Origin of the sequence: Sporofaciens sp. JLR.KK001, assembly GCF_036941055.1 — a bacterium.
GTDB lineage: Bacteria > Bacillota > Clostridia > Lachnospirales > Lachnospiraceae > Sporofaciens.
The window spans coordinates 2,074,437-2,093,605 of the sequence record NZ_JAYMNO010000001.1 but is presented as its reverse complement, the minus strand read 5'-3'; the positions used below and the strand labels follow the sequence as shown (position 1 = coordinate 2,093,605).

The 19,169-nt window shown below is 43.7% G+C and carries 13 protein-coding genes and 1 tRNA gene; 1 reads left to right on the top strand and 13 read right to left on the bottom strand.

The features are described from left to right. Positions 1 to 74: 74 nt before the first annotated feature. The 6 genes from VSQ62_RS11035 to VSQ62_RS11010 all read right to left on the bottom strand — a co-directional run bounded on the left by VSQ62_RS11035 (position 75) and on the right by VSQ62_RS11010 (position 5,475). A tRNA-Leu gene (locus VSQ62_RS11035) sits at positions 75 to 157 on the bottom strand. Between the two features lie 81 nt (positions 158 to 238). Further along, positions 239 to 880, bottom strand: a complete 642-nt coding sequence (locus VSQ62_RS11030) for a hypothetical protein (RefSeq protein ID WP_334634966.1) — start codon at positions 878 to 880, stop codon at positions 239 to 241. Between the two features lie 77 nt (positions 881 to 957). Further along, positions 958 to 2,229 carry a diaminopimelate decarboxylase gene (locus VSQ62_RS11025; RefSeq protein WP_334634965.1) on the bottom strand — a complete coding sequence of 424 codons (1,272 nt, stop codon included), beginning with the start codon at positions 2,227 to 2,229 and terminating at the stop codon, positions 958 to 960. Positions 2,230 to 2,231: 2 nt separating this feature from the next. Then, positions 2,232 to 2,912 (bottom strand): TrmB family transcriptional regulator, encoded by a 681-nt coding sequence (locus VSQ62_RS11020; RefSeq protein ID WP_334637632.1) that lies wholly within the window; start codon positions 2,910 to 2,912, stop codon positions 2,232 to 2,234. 233 nt (positions 2,913 to 3,145) lie between these two features. Beyond that, positions 3,146 to 4,582, bottom strand: coding sequence for a pyruvate kinase (pyk, locus tag VSQ62_RS11015; protein ID WP_334634964.1), 1,437 nt, complete (start codon positions 4,580 to 4,582; stop codon positions 3,146 to 3,148). Positions 4,583 to 4,599: 17 nt separating this feature from the next. Further along, on the bottom strand, positions 4,600 to 5,475 hold the full coding sequence (locus VSQ62_RS11010; RefSeq protein WP_334634962.1) for a hypothetical protein: 876 nt from the start codon (positions 5,473 to 5,475) through the stop codon (positions 4,600 to 4,602). A 195-nt stretch (positions 5,476 to 5,670) separates the two neighbouring features. Here VSQ62_RS11010 and VSQ62_RS11005 point away from each other — a divergent pair, with 195 nt between their 5' ends. Further along, entirely contained in the window at positions 5,671 to 9,948 is a 4,278-nt protein-coding gene (locus VSQ62_RS11005; protein ID WP_334634961.1) for an acyl-CoA dehydratase activase-related protein, read from the top strand. An 82-nt stretch (positions 9,949 to 10,030) separates the two neighbouring features. Here the strand turns inward: VSQ62_RS11005 and VSQ62_RS11000 are convergent, their stop codons facing one another. The 7 genes from VSQ62_RS11000 to VSQ62_RS10970 form a co-directional block, all read right to left on the bottom strand. Then, a complete protein-coding gene (locus VSQ62_RS11000; protein WP_334634959.1) occupies positions 10,031 to 11,461 on the bottom strand; it encodes a sensor histidine kinase in 1,431 nt (476 codons plus the stop codon). Further along, positions 11,433 to 12,140, bottom strand: coding sequence for a response regulator transcription factor (locus VSQ62_RS10995; RefSeq protein WP_334634957.1), 708 nt, complete (start codon positions 12,138 to 12,140; stop codon positions 11,433 to 11,435). Before VSQ62_RS10995 ends, VSQ62_RS11000 begins: the two co-directional genes overlap by 29 nt. 385 nt (positions 12,141 to 12,525) lie before the next feature. Then, positions 12,526 to 12,972 carry a site-specific integrase gene (locus VSQ62_RS10990; protein ID WP_334634956.1) on the bottom strand — a complete coding sequence of 149 codons (447 nt, stop codon included), beginning with the start codon at positions 12,970 to 12,972 and terminating at the stop codon, positions 12,526 to 12,528. 191 nt (positions 12,973 to 13,163) lie between these two features. Continuing rightward, positions 13,164 to 14,240, bottom strand: coding sequence for a hypothetical protein (locus tag VSQ62_RS10985; RefSeq protein WP_334634955.1), 1,077 nt, complete (start codon positions 14,238 to 14,240; stop codon positions 13,164 to 13,166). A 526-nt stretch (positions 14,241 to 14,766) separates the two neighbouring features. After that, the gene (locus VSQ62_RS10980; protein ID WP_334634953.1) at positions 14,767 to 15,909 is read right to left on the bottom strand and encodes an ATP-grasp domain-containing protein; all 1,143 of its coding nucleotides are present in this window, start codon (positions 15,907 to 15,909) and stop codon (positions 14,767 to 14,769) included. A 218-nt stretch (positions 15,910 to 16,127) separates the two neighbouring features. Next, complete coding sequence (locus VSQ62_RS10975; RefSeq protein ID WP_334634951.1) at positions 16,128 to 17,270, bottom strand: biotin carboxylase; 1,143 nt, start codon at positions 17,268 to 17,270, stop codon at positions 16,128 to 16,130. 87 nt (positions 17,271 to 17,357) lie between these two features. Continuing rightward, on the bottom strand, positions 17,358 to 19,109 hold the full coding sequence (locus VSQ62_RS10970) for a PIG-L family deacetylase (protein WP_334634950.1): 1,752 nt from the start codon (positions 19,107 to 19,109) through the stop codon (positions 17,358 to 17,360). Positions 19,110 to 19,169: the final 60 nt, after the last annotated feature.

Genomic DNA, 19,169 nt, shown 5'->3' with positions numbered 1-19,169 from the left:
CATAATTCCCAACGTGTATCAATGCAAAAAAAACCCGAAATCCTTATAGTAAGGCTTCCGGGATTCTCATTCAATGCGGATGGTGGGACTTGAACCCACACGAGGTCGCCCCCGCAAGATTTTGAGTCTTGTGCGTCTGCCATTCCGCCACATCCGCTCATGCTGCCGATATCCATCGGCAACATATAGAATTATAACTGCTAATACAGCCTATGTCAATGCTTTTATTCAAAATTATCTAGAAATTATCTGATGGGAATAACGCATCGTCCAGCGCTGTCATATCTGTCTGGTCTATATAATATACACCGTCAGAATCCGGCTTCACCGTGATGGTAACTGTCGTAGCCTCTCCGTAGGTTGGAGAAGCAATCTTCTCAGCCATAAGGTCATACATCTTCTGGAATACCATCTCATTGATCGCATTCTGATCCGGAACTTCCGTCATGCTTGTCATCTCTGCTGTGACTGCTGCCTGCACCTCGTCCTGAAGTCCTTCGAAAGCGGTAAACGGCTCAACAGAGATATCGATCGTATATGCCTTATCTCCGGCATCCTTCGCTTCACCGACCTCATACTTCGCTTGCTTGATCATATTCAGGAACAACTCCCTGTAGCTCTCTGTCAGTTCATCAGACAGACCCAGACCTGCAAATCCTGCTTCCTGCATCGTCGCATCAATGTTGCCTTCATACAATTCCTTCGCTTCTTCCTCGGATGACTTCGTCCATTCTATGTATTTGTCGAACTCACCCTTGTAGCTGGCATCCATGATCGACTTCGCATAAGACTGTGCATCCTCTGCACTCATACCCCCGCATCCGCACAGCAATGTCATCACCGCGATCAGCAATACCGCCAGCAATCCTCTTTTCTTCATGGTTCTTCCTCCTTCACAAAGATTTCACATAATATATTACTCCCATTAACGGACAAAATCAACTCTTGACATTCGATTTATTTCGTCAATTTGCTGCCAACCTCGAAGCAGTCAAATGTGGCAAAATAATCTGCCGGGGTCTCTGCCCTGCGGATCAGCCGCGTTGATCCACCCTCTTCAAGCAGAATCTCCGCCGATCGAAGCTTGCCGTTATAGTTATATCCCATAGAGAAACCATGAGCGCCCGTGTCATGAATCACCAGCAAGTCGCCCATGTCGATCTTCGGCAGCATACGGTCAATGGCAAATTTATCGTTATTCTCACACAAAGATCCGGCGATATCGTACTTGTGGTCACAGGGCAGCTTCTCCTTACCCATAACAGTAATGTGATGATAAGCCCCATACATAGCCGGACGCATCAGATTCACAGCACACGCGTCAACACCGATATATTCCTTATGCGTGTGCTTCTGATGGATCGCCTTTGTCACCAAGCAGCCGTACGGTCCCAGCATGAAACGGCCAAGCTCCGTATAGATGGCCACATCGCCCATTCCCTCCGGCACCAGCACCTCCTCATATACCCTGCGCACTCCGTCACCGATCATGCGTATATCGTTGGGTTCCTGATCCGGTGTATATGGGATCCCGATCCCTCCCGACAGATTGATGAATTTGATATGGACGCCGGTCTCCTTCTTTAGCTTCACTGCCGTCTCAAACAAGACTTTCGCAAGCATCGGATAATACTCGTTGGTGACGGTATTGCTCGCCAGAAACGCATGGATTCCGAACTCCTTAGCCCCTTTCTTTTTCAAGATCTTAAATGCATCGAACAACTGCTCCGTTGTCATGCCGTACTTCGCATCCCCCGGGTTGTCCATGATATCATTGCTGATCTTGAACAGCCCGCCGGGATTATAACGGCAGCTTATGGTCTCCGGGATATGTCCGATGGTCTTCTCCAGGAAATCAATATGCGTGAAATCATCGAGATTGATGATCGCTCCCAACCGATCCGCATAGACGAATTCCTCCGCCGGCGTATCATTGGAAGAAAACATGATATCTTCTCCCGTCGCCCCGACCGCCTCGGAGAGCATCAGCTCCGTATAGGACGAGCAGTCGCACCCGCAGCCATATTCTCTTAATATATCGATCAGAAACGGATTCGGCGTCGCCTTCACCGCAAAATATTCCTTGTACCCTTTGTTCCAGGAAAATGCATCCTTCAATGCCCGGATGTTCTTACGTATCCCTCTCTCATCATACAGATGAAACGGCGTTGGATATTCTTTCACAATCTCTTCTAACTGTTCCTTCGTTACAAATGTCTCCTTCTTCATTGTTACTGATTCTCCTCTCGCATCGATAGTAATTTGATCTCGTTAGAAAGTGCGGTCCTGTAAAGCTCCACAAAATTCTTCTGACCCGAATACAGGCAGGTATTCATACTTCCTTCCCCGTATTCCCCGGTAAGGACATATCTGGAATCCGCGATCACGCCGATACGCATCCCCCTGTCCTCCCCCACGTATACCTTGGCTCTGCTGAAAGCCGTCGGCTGGTCCGTTATAATAACCACCTGCTTCTTTGCCGCGATCAGCGTCTGTAATTCTCCCACCAGAAGCAGCAGGTAATTCCTTGTCAAGCTGATATATACCTTCTCATCCACCTTCTTAAGGATATTGCGCATCTTATCCAGAATGTGGCTGGCCCCCTCTATTGTGATGTATCCCTCCACATAAACTTTCCCTGAAGGCATGTGTCCAATGAGCCAGTTCTTGGTCTCTTCCAGCTTCCGGATCCGATTCCTGCAGAATTCATCCAGCGGCACCGGGACATATTTACGCGTATGCCCTTCCTCCACCATATAAGCAGCTCCCTTCTCTGTCATATTCGCAAGGGAATTATATGCATTCGATCTGGATATCCCTGTCTGCTTGGCCACCTCGTAGCCCGTCACCTTCCCCTCCGTGAGCATGCACTGGTAGATACAAGCCTCCTGACGTGTAAGCCCGAATTCCATCAGGCGTTCTATAAATGATTGCTGTTCCAAGTCCCCGTCTCATCCTTTCTAAAAAATAATACCCTCTTTTAACAAGAGCGTAGTTCTCCACAGGAACACTTTAAGGCATGTTTGACAATCTGTCAATATCGTTTCCGGTTTTCTTCTCTGGATTCCAAAATAAGCTCAAAAAATGGCAGAAAGGGAGCGCTGTCAGCAGCCCCTCCTGCCATGTACATAATATATATGATTACTTACTCAACTACCGCGATACGCATGATATTGCTCACGCCGCCCCTGTCGGACATTACGTTGGCGGACGGGATCCCTGCCGTCAGCACCACGATATCGCCTGACTCCGCAAGCTGCTTGGCACATACCAGTTCCACCGCGCCGTTACACACATCCTCCGTAGAATTCAGCGGAATAGACTTAAGCGGTCTCACTCCCCAGTAAAGCTGCATCCGGCGGAGCGTCGCTTCATTGGGCGTCACACCGATGATGTCTGTCCTGGGCTTGAACTTCGATACAACTCTCGTAGTCACTCCCGATACGGAAGGCGTAATGATGCATTTCGCTCCAAGGTTATTCGCCGTAGTCACCGCCGCATGGCACAGCGCACTGGATGTACTCTTCATATGCTGCGCTTCTGCCTTCTCCATCATCAGATCGTAATCCAAATGCTCCTCCGTACTCTCCACAATATGTACCATCATCTGCAGAGCCTCTGCCGGATACTTGCCCTGCGCGGTCTCTCCTGAGAGCATCACCGCATCCGTCCCGTCATAGACCGCATTGGCCACATCCGTAACCTCCGCCCTCGTCGGCCTTGGATTGCGGATCATAGAATCTAACATCTGTGTCGCCGTAATAACCGGCTTGTAATTCTCATTACACTTCTGAATGATCATCTTCTGCAGATAAGGAACCTCCTCTGCCGGTATCTCAACGCCCAAGTCGCCGCGGGCGATCATGATGCCGTCTGCACAGCGGATAATCTCTTCGATATTCTTGATCCCTTCCGCATTCTCGATCTTCGCGATGATCGGAATGTTCGGCGCCTTGCATTCCTTAAGGAATGCCCGGATCTCAAGGATACATTCTGCATTCCGAACGAAGGAAGCCGCGATAAAATCAATCTGCTGTTCGGCCCCAAACTGAATATCTTCTCTGTCCTTCTCAGTAATCGCCGGAAGCCTGACCGGAACATTGGGAACATTCACGCCCTTGCGCTCGCCAAGTTCACCGCCGTTCACGATCGTACAGACAATCTCCTTATCTTTCTTTGCTTTCACCCGCAGGCCGATCAATCCGTCGTCGATCAGAATCGTGCTGCCAACCTGTACGTCCTCCACAAGGCCGCTGTAGGTGATAGAAACTCCATGCTCATCACCGGCCTTCTCCTCCGTAGTCAGGACAAAAGTATCGCCTTCTTTGAGGGTTACCTTCTTACCGTCCTTCAACACGCCTGTACGGATCTCCGGTCCTTTGGTATCCAAGAGGATTGCTATTGGTTTCCCTTCTTCATCACGGAGTCTCTTGAGCATATCCATTCTTGCCTTCTGCTCTTCATGAGTTCCGTGGGAAAAATTAAACCTGGCAATGTCCATGCCATTTTGGACCAGGCTCCTCATAAGCTTCTCATCGTCTGTCCTTGGTCCAAGAGTACATATGATTTTTGTCTTCTTCATCTTTGTACTTCCTCCTGTTATTTAATATGTGTATGTGTGAACAGATGATCCTGGCAGTATTCATGATTGCCGCTGCACTTCGAGCAATATCTGAATTCCAGATTCGGATCATCCAGTTCAGTCCGTCCACAAACGGCACACCTGTGCCTTGCTCCATTGGGGTACATCTGTACCGGACGCTGAGCCTTGCGTATATTCTTTTGAAATTCTCTCTTTCTCTTCAGCTGCTTCGGCGAATACGGCCTCATATTCCTGGATCCAAGGAAAAAGAACAGGAAATTAAGGATAGACACCACCGCTCCCACCGCATTGGCCTTATAGTAAATCCCAAACAGGGCGTTCCCGCCGTAAGCCGGCAGAAATGCCTGCAGGACCGCATATGCAAAATACAGCCCGTCAAGCAGCGCCAGATACTTCACCTTGACCGGTATCGCAAAAAATAAAAGGAACTGTACATTCGGATACAGCGCGGCAAATGCAAAGAACAGGGACATATTCAGATACCACACCGACAACGGAAGCGATATCCCCGTGGTCACATATACCAACAGAGCCGCAATCACATGGAACAGCATCCCCGAGAAAAAGTAAAGGTTAAAACGGAACGCTCCCCACGCCGCCTCCAACTGCTGCCCGATCATATAATACAGATGAAGCATAAATATAATAAAAATCAGGCTGTCAGAAGGCGGCTGGATAATAAACGTCACGACTCTCCAGATCTGTCCCCGAAGAATCGCCGCCGCATCAAGACTCAACATCTGATAATAAAAATCCCGATTCACCAGGTTTAAAACAAATCCCGCCGCATACAGTATAATGATATAATACATAAGGTTAGGGATCGCATATCTTCCGAACTTCCTCTCCAGTTTTGACAGCCAGTTATCCATACATAAGCTCCTTATACTTAATATTTAGCATCACTTTAACACTGTAGTAATTCTACCGTTTTACGCCGTATTTGTCAATTCTGCTATAGAATTTTACAACATTTTAACATTTCTATAGCATTTGTTAATTGTTATTTTAAATAATTTGTCGTATAATGTTACCGGCTGTAGAAAAGCCAAAAAGGAGTTAAGACCATGAGTAAAAACGAATTATATACGCTGGGCATTGACATCGGTTCAACCACAGTTAAAATCGCTATACTCGATAAAGATAACGATGTCGCCTTTTCAGACTATGAAAGGCATTATGCTAATATTCAGGAGACCCTCTCCGATCTTCTTGGAAGGGCAATTTATAAATTAGGGGAGCTTGACGCCTCTCCGGTCATTACCGGATCCGGCGGGCTGACTCTCGCAAAGCATCTGGGCGTGCCGTTCGTCCAGGAAGTGATCGCCGTGTCCACCGCACTGCAGGACTATGCGCCACAGACCGATGTCGCCATCGAACTTGGCGGGGAAGACGCGAAGATCATTTATTTCGAGGGAGGCAATGTAGAGCAGCGCATGAACGGCGTCTGTGCAGGGGGCACAGGCTCTTTCATCGACCAGATGGCATCCCTGCTTCAGACAGATGCGTCGGGACTTAACGAATACGCCAAGAATTACCATTCACTGTATTCTATCGCGGCAAGATGCGGAGTATTTGCCAAATCTGACATACAGCCCCTCATCAATGACGGCGCGTCCAAGGAAGACCTTGCCGCCTCTATCTTTCAGGCAGTGGTAAACCAGACCATCAGCGGACTTGCCTGCGGCAAGCCGATCCGCGGACACGTAGCCTTCTTAGGCGGACCGCTCCATTTCCTCTCCGAACTCAAGGAGGCATTCGTGCGCACCCTGAAATTAGACCACGAGCATACCATTGCCCCGAAGCATTCTCATCTGTTTGCCGCCATCGGTTCCGCTCTGAATTCGAAGCGGGACCAGCAGGTTTCCCTGCGAGAGATGCAGACCCGTCTGGAGAACCGTATCCAGATGGAATTCGAGGTAGACCGCTTAGAGCCTCTTTTCTCAAGCGAGGCAGACTTCCATGCCTTCGAGAACCGGCACGCGAAGCACCAGGTTCCGGTAAAGGATCTGGCAACCTACACCGGCAAAGCATTCTTAGGTATCGACGCAGGTTCTACCACCACCAAGGCAGCCCTGGTAGGCGAAGACGGGACCTTACTGTACTCCTTCTACCACAATAACGAGGGCGATCCACTAGGAACCACCATCACCGCCGTCAAGGACATCTACAGTAAGCTCCCGGAAGGGGTTCAGATCGTCCATTCCTGCTCCACCGGCTACGGAGAAGCGCTTATTAAGTCTGCCCTTCTGCTGGACGAAGGTGAGGTAGAGACCGTATCCCACTACTATGCCGCCTCTTATTTTGAGCCGGATGTAGACTGTATCCTGGATATCGGAGGCCAGGATATGAAATGTATCAAGATCAAGAACCAGACAGTGGACAACGTGCTTCTGAACGAAGCATGCTCCTCTGGCTGCGGTTCCTTTATAGAGACCTTCGCCAAGTCCTTGAATTATTCGGTGGAGGATTTTGCACATGAAGCGCTGTTCGCCCGTAACCCCATCGACCTTGGCACACGCTGTACCGTATTCATGAATTCCAAGGTCAAGCAGGCGCAGAAGGAAGGCGCGGAGGTTGCCGACATCTCCGCCGGGCTTGCCTACTCCGTTATCAAGAATGCGCTGTTTAAGGTCATCAAGGTATCAAGCGCTTCGGAGCTTGGAAACCATATCGTGGTTCAGGGCGGTACATTTTACAACAACGCGGTGCTTCGAAGCTTCGAGAAGATCGCAGGCTGTGAGGCGATCCGCCCGGATATCGCCGGAATTATGGGCGCTTTCGGCGCCGCCCTCATTGCCCGTGAACGCTACATGGACTGCCAGAGCACTACCATGCTCTCAATCGAAGACATCGAAGCCCTGGAATATTCTACCACCATGGCCAAATGTAAGGGCTGCACCAATAACTGCCGCCTGACCATCAACCATTTCAGCGGCGGAAGGAGGTTCATCACCGGCAACCGCTGCGAACGCGGGCTTGGCAAAGAAAAGTCAGAAAACAAGCTGCCGAACCTATTCGAATACAAGCTGCATCGGTATTTTGACTATACACCCCTTGAAGAATCACAGGCTGGGAGAGGGACGATCGGCATCCCCCGCGTATTGAACATGTACGAGAATTATCCATTCTGGTTCACATTCTTCCATACGCTAGGATTCCGTGTACTGTTGTCTCCCGCCTCCACCCGGAAGATCTATGAGCTGGGAATCGAATCTATTCCAAGCGAATCCGAATGCTATCCGGCGAAGCTCGCCCACGGGCACGTCCAATGGCTGATCAACCAGGGAATACACCGCATCTTCTATCCGAGTATTCCTTATGAAAGGAAAGAATTCAAAGAGGCGAACAATCACTATAACTGTCCGATCGTCACCTCTTATCCGGAGAATATCAAGAACAACATCGACGCGATCGTAAACGGCGAGGTGGATTTCCTCCATCCGTTCCTCTCTCTGGAGAGCGAGGATACCGTCTCCTACCGTCTGATCGAAGAATTGTCAGTTCCGTTCTCCATCCCGGCCTCCGAGATCAAGTCCGCTGTCCATACAGCATGGGCCGAACTTGCCGCCTGCCGGGAAGATATGATGAAGAAGGGCGAAGAGACCATCGCCTATCTGAATAAGACCGGCAACCGCGGGATCGTCCTTGCCGGACGCCCGTACCATATAGACCCTGAGGTGAACCACGGAATTCCGGAGCTTATCAACTCTTATAATATTGCGGTGCTGACAGAGGACTCTGTCTCCCACCTGCATCCGGCGGAGCACCCATTGAATGTTATGGATCAGTGGATGTACCATTCCCGTCTGTATGCCGCGGCAAATTATGTGAAGACGACGGAGAACTTAGACCTGATCCAGCTGAATTCCTTTGGGTGCGGCTTAGATGCCGTAACCACCGACCAGGTAGCCTCCATCCTGAATGATTCTGACAAGATCTACACCTCCCTTAAGATCGACGAGGTGAATAACTTAGGCGCTGCCAGGATCCGCGTGCGCTCTCTCCTTGCGGCGATCCGCGTGCGCGAGAAACGCAATGAGCAACGGACAGTGCACTCCTCCGCGATTACCAAGGTCGCTTTCACCCAAGAGATGCGCAAAGATTACACCATCTTATGCCCGCAGATGTCGCCGATCCATTTCGATCTGTTAGAACCGGCTTTCTCAGCCTCCGGTTACCGTATAGAAGTCCTGCCCAACGACAACAAGCAGGCCGTGGATGTAGGGCTCAAATACGTCAACAACGACGCCTGCTACCCTTCGCTTATGGTAGTGGGACAGATCATGGACGCCATCTTATCCGGCAGGTATGACACCGATAAGATCGCCGTGATCATCAGCCAGACCGGCGGCGGATGCCGTGCTTCCAATTACATCGGTTTCATCCGAAGAGCGCTTAAGAAAGCAGGCTACGAGCATATACCGGTCATCTCCCTCAACCTAAGCGGCCTTGAGGGGAATCCGGGCTTCAAGCTGACTCCGCTTCTGGTGCTCCGCGGTATCTATGCAATCGTATTCGGGGATATTTTCATGAAATGCGTTTACCGCATCCGGCCATACGAGGCCGTCAAAGGCTCTGCGGACGCTATGCATGAGAAATGGATGAAGATCTGCAAGGATTTCCTGTCACACGGATATCCATCCAGGCACAGATTCAAGAGGCTGTGTAAAGAGATTATTTATGATTTTGACCAGAATATCGAGTTATCAGATATTAAAAAACCCCGGGTAGGCGTGGTAGGCGAGATCCTTGTCAAGTTCCTTCCTGCCGCCAACAACTATCTGGTAGAGCTGCTGGAGAGCGAAGGAGCCGAGGCCGTCGTACCGGATCTTCTGGACTTCCTGCTCTACTGCTTCTATAACCAGAACTTCAAGGTGTCGCACCTGGGCATGAAGAAGTCCAAGGCCACCATCGCAAATCTGGGGATCAGGGCATTAGAATGGTTCCGCGCTCCGGCGAACAAGGCTTTCAGCGAGAGCAGGCATTTCGCTCCTCCCACCAGGATCCAGGAACTTGGCAAGATGGCTTCCGACATCGTATCCCTCGGCAACCAGACCGGCGAAGGGTGGTTTTTGACCGGCGAGATGCTGGAACTGATACATAGCGGCGCACCGAATATCGTGTGTACGCAGCCCTTCGCGTGCCTGCCGAACCATGTAGTTGGAAAAGGGGTAATCAAAGAATTAAGACGGCGCTATCCTGAATCGAATATCGTAGCAATCGATTTCGACCCGGGCGCCAGTGAAGTCAATCAATTGAACCGCATCAAGCTGATGCTCTCAACGGCGAATAAGAATATGAGAGTTCCTATGCAAAGACGCAGCCGCGGCGAGTTACGCTGAGACTTTTACGGGGAGACCGGCTAATGCCGATTTCCCCGTTATTTTTACTGCAATTGACTATCTAACTAACCGACAGCCCACGTTACCTTGCGGGAACAATCATCTCCTGTCTCTCCTGACAGATCTCCAGGCATGCTTTAAACTGATCGCAGTCAATTCTGATATCGAATTCTCCGCCCAGCGCTTTCGCATAGGTGCTCACAATCGCAAGTCCCAGACCGTTGCCCTCGCTCGTCCTGGCCTGGTCTCCGCGCGCAAAACGTTCTACAATATCATCCTTTGTAAAATCCATAAGATAGCCCGACGTGTTGGTAATTTCCACGCAGATCATTCTCTTCCCGATTCCTGACCGTTCCTTTTGCATTGCACCTGCTAATGCTTCCGTGCGCTCCCCCGGCTGCCCCTGTTCGCCTGCATCTGGCACGATTTCCATCTGATCCGCCTGCGGCTTAGGCAGCTTAGCCCCGGTCAGCGCATCCTTCAGATATGTCTTAACAAATACACGGGTCCCTTCCGCGGAATACTTCAATGTATTCTCGATCAAATTCTGGCAGATACGGTAAAAATATGAGTTGTCCGAATAGACTTGCGTATCTTCCTCTGTAAGCTGCATCACAAACTTAAGGCTGCTTGCCTTCACCTGGTCATCCATATCCGCAAAGATCTGCTCGATCAGCCGGTTCACCTGGAAATTCTCTCTCTTAAGCTCCACATTGCCGCTGCTTGCCTTCGCCAGAGAAAAAAGACTGTTGATCATCTCCTTAAGCTTCTCTGTCCGTGCCGAGATCACGTCAATATAATCCCGCACAACATCACTTAACTCCTCCTTCTTGATCAATTCTATATAACCGACCATCGAAGTAAGCGGCGTCTTCAGATCATGAGAGACGTTCGTGATCAGATCAACTCTAAGCTGGTCGCTTCGGGATACCTTCTCAAGGCTTTTTCTCTCTATTTCCAGCGCTTCCTCAAGACGTATCCGCGAAACCTCATCTTCACGCTCCATGATCGCATCCAATCTCTCAATCCAGAAATTCCCGACCGCCTTCTGTGCAAGCAAAAACTGAATCAAGACGGTAATGATCATAACATATCCTGTGGCATAATTGTAAAACCATCCGTTGCTCAATCCGTCGTAGACACCGTCACCAAAGACCAGATCATACAGATACCAGACCGCAGCCGCACCTCCAACCGCTCCGACCCTGCACAGCCGTCTGAAAGACTCCGACTCTGCTCTCTTCCACTCTTCATATTCAGTCCTCCCCTCCCAATCCCGGTATTTATCTCCCAGATAATGCTTCAAAAGAGCTGATATCCTAAGCCCGACACAGAGATTCCCTGCAAGCCCGAATTTAAAGACCGTCTCCGTAGGGTACGAACTCCGATAAGCGATCATGACCCCGAAAAGAAATATGCCAAGCACCGGCAGAACGAACCCAACAATATGCATCCAATTCTTTTCTATGAAAATATAAATCTTTCTAACTGTATTTTTCCATCTTGTATCCAATACCCCACACCACCTTTACATATCTTGGTCTCTTTGAATCGATCTCCACCTTCTCGCGGATGTGGCGGATATGTACCATAACCGTATTCTCCACCGCATAATCCGCCTGCTCGTTCCAGACCTTCTCATAGATCTGCTCCGCCGGAAAGATCTGTCCCGGATGCTCCATAAGAAGTTCAAGGATCTTATACTCCGTGGCAGTAAGCCGCACTTCCTCTCCCTCCACGATCACGATCCGCTGCTTCTTATCCAGTACCAGCCCCCCGTTGATGATCCTGTCTTCATCTGCCTTGGGCTTCTCCTCCCCCCAAACGTGATACCGCCGCAGATGAGCCTTGATCCTGGCCGTCAGCTCCGCCGGATTATACGGTTTCTCCACATAGTCATCCGCACCCATCACCAACCCTGACACCTTGTCACTCTCTTCGGTCTTGGCAGACAGGATGATCACAGGAATCCTGCTCTTCTCCCGAAGCTTCATCAGAGCAGATAATCCATTGAGTCTCGGCATCATCACATCCAACAGGATCAGGTCTATCTTCTCCCTCTCCAACGCTTCTAACGCCTCCATACCGTCATAAGCTTTAACCACCCGATATCCTTCATATTTTAATAACTCGCTGATGGAATACACGATCTCCTTATTATCATCCACAACCAGTATCGTCTCCGTTCCCATAGTAATCCCTCCTAGTACAGCATTGCATAAATAACGGTGAATATTGTACTTACTCTCTTACATAGTTACTATAATATACATGCCTTAAAAGAAACTCAACATAAATCTTAAAAGTTTCTTAACACTTACTTATTGGGAAAATCAGAAAAGATTATCTATGCATTTTGAAACCAGACTGGAAAACTTCTATAAAGACGATGGCCGAAGATATTTTTTTCTGTACCTAAAGCCGACATTGCTAAAACTGATAATTATGATTTATTTTATATAGAAACACAGACTTGAAACAGAGAATGAGCGGGTTTGTCAGCGGATGGAGCGCTAGGCTTCAATTTATTAAAATCCCCATTGCTTATCTGCCATCCGCCAAATTCAGATTCTTTGACTAAAAGAACATCATAAAAGGACTCTCCTGATCCGGGTCATTATATGCCTCGCACGCAGACCGCCACTCATCCATGCCTTCTTTTATATCCGCGCATAAGAATTCATAATCGGCCTTTTCAATCTTCCCATAATCAAGCATACATTTGTAAAACTTCTTGATACTTGCCGCCGTACTTTTTATTGAGGCCGGAGTTGACCACATACATTTTCGAATAAAAAAATCACCCAGAAACATATCCAACATTCTGACTCCGTCTTCCATCGGCGTGGCATCCTCATGAAGCATATACTCATTAATATAAAAATTTACATTTGATAAATGACGGTTAATCGTCTTATCAGCTAAGTTTTTATCCATCATATCCTTCTCAAATAATTCCAGCAATTCTTCGTTGATCTCCCTGATCTCCTTACATTCTTTCTCATATACTTCATATTCATCCAATTGTCTCACCTCTCCTTTTTAATCTTACTATAACAAAAAATAACGGTTTGGACAATGGAATTGAACGAATTCTATGCATAAAAAAACACCACCCGTTTCTGAGTGGTGTCAGTATTCAAAGCCTTTTACGCTATCCCTTTTATACGCCGTATTGCCCCATAATAGTACCATTTCTATAAGGATACGGCACTTTATTCCCCTGATACAAATCTCTCATAGTACCACTTAGCCTTCTCTTCCGTAAGACTAAAATATTTCTGTAGCTTTACAAGAATTCTTTCTTTGGGAATCTCGTTCTCCAAATTATCCAATATTAATGCCTTTACTCCTCTTCCTGTTAATTCCTCTGTTATTTCTTTTGTTAATTCCTCTGTTATTTCTTTTGTTAATTCCTCTGTTATTTCTTTTGTTAATTCCTCCGTTAATTCTTCCCTCATTCCTTCATACTTAATCTGCTCTATCGTACTCACATGAATTACCTCCTTGCGCAAAGCATCATTATCAGAGAAATCTATATACTCTGATACCGTACTCATAAAGTTATCCTTATGCGGATACATGATTGTATTCAGGAAGCGTAAAAGCTCGTATCCCTCGTCTTCCTTATCTCCATTATACACCGTATTGCCCAATTTGATAACTACTAATGTCATCAAATCATAATTTTCTCTGGATACCGTATTGGGCGCAGTATTTTTGGTATTGACCATCTCATAGACAGATATGCTGTACTGATCTTCCTTGGGAATCTCATCCCGGCAGATCCAGATACTATAACATTTGGCCAGACGATTATAGTCTGTCACGTTCAGCGCAAGGGATAACTGAGAAGATAAGCGCCGCGCAAGGTAATACATGCCTCTCTTTTCAATCGGATACCCCGGATTGTATATTTTCTGCGGTTCTACGTCTATATGTAAATTAATCTGTATATCTTCTGTGGAAATCTGTGGATTTCTGGCTCGAAATGCCAGATCAAAAAGAGATGTCTTTTCATTCAGATTGTGATACTCTGTTGCATCACTTCGGATCTTCGTATTCGTTCTTCCCGGCGAAACTTCCATGGTACTGGTTATCGAGTCTACCTCTATAAACTCGGCGACCTCTTTCCAACTATATCCTTCGTATTCTGCGATCGTATCCCGAAGGATAACCGCTAAAACTTCCGCGTATTGTAACAGTGATTTGCTCTGAACATCCAACCCGTCCATATCTTCTGTAATCTGAAGAGCGCTGAGCGCCTCCATGCTTCCTTGGAGTCTATCCATGCTATACCACCTCACAGTGTAGAAAAAATAGTAATATTTACGCCAAATTATGGCAGGTTTCTACTTTTTATGATGGTACATAAATGAAGAAATGTCAATTAAAACCGTATGACATTTTTCGACATTGTTGCTTTTCACCGTCAGAGTCATTTACTTAGCGAGATTGGATGTAAATACCCTCTTCGATTTCTCGCTTACACTCTATCTCTCCTATCAACATATTTTTCCTATACTCTCTGTTATCAGTTCTTCTGAAATTTCTAATATACTTTTTATTGATAATTGCCTGAATCAGCATTTAAATACGATCTGAATACGATCTACATGCCTTACAGCAGATACCCTTCGGTATCTGCTAATGATATAATAAATATACTTTACAGTTCTACGCGAATCTCTTCTATAATAATGGATAAAGGACTATCTCCTAGCCTGTGTATTGATTGGTTTATACCCGGACTTACTACATAGAATGAATTTCTATCCTGTAAAGCAGATTTCCGACTTTCAACATAGACATGTGATATTATCTTCGCTTAATTCCCCTTGCCAGTTTTGAAAACCACGCAACAACAACAGGTTTTAAATCTTTCCAATTCCACACATATAAGCAATCTGCTTTTAATACACCTATAAACCACTGAAATATATTAATATAGCGATATTTTCTCACTCGCAAATCAAAATCCATTATTTCTGCCAACGCAATATAATTACCAGATACCTGTTTTCGTGCATTTTTATCTATTGATCCATCTACCATCCCTTTAGCCCAAAGCACTGGTAAATTCATACCTAATTTTGTAGATGCATAACTCCAAGTCGAATTTCGATAATTTATCTCAAGAAACCATTTATTATCTTTATCATCAATAAGAAACTCCATTGAAAATATACCTTCAAATCTAATCTCCTCAAACATTTTCTCTAAAAAAACCTGTATTTCATCATTATTAAATGTATTTACAGTCATCTCTAGACTATAATAATCAGGAAGCAAATATGTATACAAAGATTCAATAGAAACGAATACATTTTTTCCTTGATTCCAAGCTATTCCATCAACACATAATTCATTTTTTTTCTTAATGTAAGTTTGAAGAAGCATTTCTTCACATTTAATAGCCTTATATGCATTCTCTAGGTCTTTCTCAGAGTTACAAACATAATAATCTTTTTTCCATCCGGTATATGAAGAAATTGGTTTCGTTAAAACTGGATATTCCAAGTCCTCTGGAATTTCTCCTCTTTTTACAAACCACGTTTTCGGAATTCGTACCCCACATTTCTCAGCAAGTTTATTTGAAATATATTTGTTCTGATACTTAGAAATTCTCCCGCATTCTCCCGCATTGTTAAAATAAAAATAATCTTTAATTTCATCATAATGCTCATCAAGATAGCTAGTTACAACATCATCACAAACTATCAAAATAGATTTTCTTTTAGAATTACAGTACATAACTTTCAAAATTCTATAACCTTCCTCAATAGTTTGAACATGATGTGCTCTTTTAACATACCTACTTGAAGACACTACATGTTCTCTTCCTCCATAAGCTATAACTATTGGGCGAATACCTTCTTCTCCCAAACTTCTCACTACTCCCAATGGATTATAATGATATTCCTCGCCGAATACAATAAACGTATACTCTTTTAATTCCATACTTATATCCCCCTAAAATATTATACAACTCATCATCCCACTACAAATCAATCATTTTTCTAAGTACTTTTTACTTCCATCTCGAGGCTATAGACAAAGCATTTTCCATCCTCTTTCCAACATTTCTTACAAAAACATATAATAAATTCTAACATCACTAACCATTTCCTTGCTGTAGCTTTATTAATATGACTTTAAACTCATAACAACCAATAACATTACTTCCGCCTAATTTTTCTTATCAATTTTGAAAACCATGCAACAGCAACAGGCTTTAAATCCCCCCAATTCCATACATATAGGCAATCTGCTTTTAATACACCTGTAAACCATTGAAATATATTAATAAAATGATATTTTCTCACTCGTAAATCAAAGTCCATTATCTCTGCTAAAGCAATATAATTATCAGGTACCTGCTTTCGCACATTTTCACCAATCGATCCATCAATCATTCCTTTTGCCCAAAGAACAGGCAGATTCATACCTAATTTTGTAGATGCATAACTCCAAGCAGAGTTTCGATAATTAATTTCTAAAAACCATTTATTATTATTTTCATCAATAAGAATATCTATTGAAAATATACCTTCAAACCTAATCTCTTCAAACATTCTTTCAAGAAAAGTCTGTATTTCACTATCATTAAACGAACTATGTACCATCTCCATACTATAATAATCAGGAAGTAAATATGTATATAAAGTTTTAACTGAAACGAATACTTCTTTTCCTTGATTCCAAACTATTCCATCAACACTAAATTCATTTTTTTTCTTGATATAAGTTTGAAGGATCATTTCCCCGCATCCAACAGCCTCATATGCATTCTTTAAATCTATCTCAGAATTACAAATGTAATAATCTTTTTTCCAACCAGCATATGATGTGATTGGCTTTGTAATAATTGGATAAGTTAAGTTTTTAGGAATCTCACCTCTTTTTACAAACCAGGTTTTCGGAACTCGCATACCGCATTTCTCTGCAAGTTCATTAGATACTAATTTATTCTGATATTTTGAAATTCTCCCCTGCTTACCTGCATTATTAAAATAAAAATAATCCTTGATTTCATCATAATGTTCATCAAGATAGCTATTTACAATATCATCACAAACTATCAAAATAGATTTTTTTATAGACTTACAATACATATCCTTCAAAATTCTATATCCTTCTTCAATAGTTTTAACATGGTGTGACCTTTTAACATACCTACTTGAAGACACAACGTGTTCTCTTTCCCCATAAGCTATCAATATCGGACAAATACCTTCTTCCCCTAAACTTCTTACAACACCTAATGGATTATAATGATATACCTCACCAAATACAATAAATGTATATTCTTTTAAATCCATATTTATAATCCTCCTGAAATATTGTCCATACAAGCAAACATTCGTTTTCCATTCAGTTCTTCACTTTAGAAAATGGTATAAATATTTTTACAATCTATTTCTATTTAGGATTTTTTTCATTGTCTCTACTAACCCATACTTCTTTATATACCTAAATAGATCATCTCTATTTTTCTGTAAAAATACTTTAAACTCAATGAATCTTATTTTTGTTACTTGGATAAGATTTAATGCAAAAAAATTGGTAACTCTTGTAACTACAATTTGATCATAAATACGTCCATTCCCTGTTTCTACATCTGCTCTAATCACAATATTCTTGTCCCTTTTATCAATAACTAGAGTTTTATTAACTATTATTGATTCACCTTTTAACACTTTTAAATTTATCGCTTTATCAACAACCTCGTAATTATAAAAATCTAATTTTACAGAGTTTGCTTTTTTCGAAACATAATAATTATAAATAAAATGATTATCACTAATTATTTTTATAAACGGATTTATACAAGATTTATAACAAAAACTTCTGTAAAATTCACATTCTGCCAAACCATATTCTTTCCCAGAAAACCTCTTAATCGTCAAAGTACACTTTTTAATAATATGTGATTTATCAAGAACCACTTCAATCGGAGCTCCATTATCTGGAAACGGACCAACTTCCTGATAAAATCCATCATCAAAGCTAATCGCTAAACATTCTATCTTCCCTTGATTTCCCAAATTCCCAAATAATTTTATATATGCAACTTCTTGATCATCCCATTCAAAGCTTATTGATTTATCCACATCTTTCTCATCAGGACTCCAATAGTAATCATCAAATACAGGAGAAAGCTCAAAAATATCTGTGGCACTAATCAATTGAAAATCATTTACATATCTGGGATTTCCACTTGTTGATTCTATTTTAGCAGTATAAGCAGCATTATCTGTTCTTCTTCGCCAATAAACCTCATCGCTGTTAAGAATTCTACCTACCCTGCCAAATATATATTGTGACTTGTGACATTTTAAAGCTCTCGCAACAATATTCCTTTTAAAATTATTGGAAATTGCATTTGGAGTAATAGGAAGTCTGATTCGCTTTTCCCACTGGAAATTATTAAGCCCAATAATCTCTCCTTTATATCTATCAATATCTCCCACTTCTGGTTTCCTTGTCGATAAATTATTAAGTTGATAATCGCTTGCTGCACAATAAGCCAACGGATATGCTAATCGCTTTAACACCTCTGGTCGATATTGACTATTTAGTTTAAGTATTCGGCTTAACGCTCGTTCAAAACATATGGATAACATTCTGTGGTCTGGATGTTCGTCATAGTCCACACAAACTATTAATTCCGGTTTAATATTAGAAATTAAATCAATCAAATCTTCACAAAAATCCACCACGTTGTAATATCTATGTTTACCATTACATATATAAGAATAATCAACAAATCCCTCACAAGCATATGTTTGAACCCGTCCGGCTTTCGATTCAACATATCCTATATCAGTATAAAACATGTGCTTCGATTTACAAGAAAACCACGAATCTCCATATCCCAAAAAAATAATATTATCATTTTTTACACCCAATATATTTAAAGACGCTCTAGCTTCTTTTATTCTAATATTAGGAGAAGCATTCCAGTCTCCATTAGTCGCAAAAGCAACAAAAACTTCCCCTTTATTCAAAGTAAACGTATTTATCAAATTAGCAGACAAGTTTATCTCATCATCCGGGTGCGGTGCTAATATTAGCGTCCTAGGAAATTGTTCATGATAAAAGCTATTATCAATACTTATATCAACATTCATCTTATAGTTCATTTTTTCATCAGTCATTTAACTACTAAATCTTTTCTCCTTTTAATACTTTCTTTTCTATTGTATTCTCAATCACTA

What these genes read in the sequence shown, in the direction of transcription:
- VSQ62_RS11030 (WP_334634966.1), bottom strand. Translation starts at nt 880, where the DNA reads ATGAAGAAAAGAGGATTGCTGGCGGTATTGCTGATCGCGGTGATGACA.
- VSQ62_RS11025 (WP_334634965.1), bottom strand. Translation starts at nt 2,229, where the DNA reads ATGAAGAAGGAGACATTTGTAACGAAGGAACAGTTAGAAGAGATTGTG.
- VSQ62_RS11020 (WP_334637632.1), bottom strand. Translation starts at nt 2,912, where the DNA reads ATGGAATTCGGGCTTACACGTCAGGAGGCTTGTATCTACCAGTGCATG.
- pyk (WP_334634964.1), bottom strand. Translation starts at nt 4,582, where the DNA reads ATGAAGAAGACAAAAATCATATGTACTCTTGGACCAAGGACAGACGAT.
- VSQ62_RS11010 (WP_334634962.1), bottom strand. Translation starts at nt 5,475, where the DNA reads ATGGATAACTGGCTGTCAAAACTGGAGAGGAAGTTCGGAAGATATGCG.
- VSQ62_RS11005 (WP_334634961.1), top strand. Translation starts at nt 5,671, where the DNA reads ATGAGTAAAAACGAATTATATACGCTGGGCATTGACATCGGTTCAACC.
- VSQ62_RS10995 (WP_334634957.1), bottom strand. Translation starts at nt 12,140, where the DNA reads ATGGGAACGGAGACGATACTGGTTGTGGATGATAATAAGGAGATCGTG.
- VSQ62_RS10985 (WP_334634955.1), bottom strand. Translation starts at nt 14,240, where the DNA reads ATGGATAGACTCCAAGGAAGCATGGAGGCGCTCAGCGCTCTTCAGATT.
- VSQ62_RS10980 (WP_334634953.1), bottom strand. Translation starts at nt 15,909, where the DNA reads ATGGAATTAAAAGAGTATACGTTTATTGTATTCGGCGAGGAATATCAT.
- VSQ62_RS10975 (WP_334634951.1), bottom strand. Translation starts at nt 17,270, where the DNA reads ATGGATTTAAAAGAATATACATTTATTGTATTTGGTGAGGTATATCAT.
- VSQ62_RS10970 (WP_334634950.1), bottom strand. Translation starts at nt 19,109, where the DNA reads ATGACTGATGAAAAAATGAACTATAAGATGAATGTTGATATAAGTATT.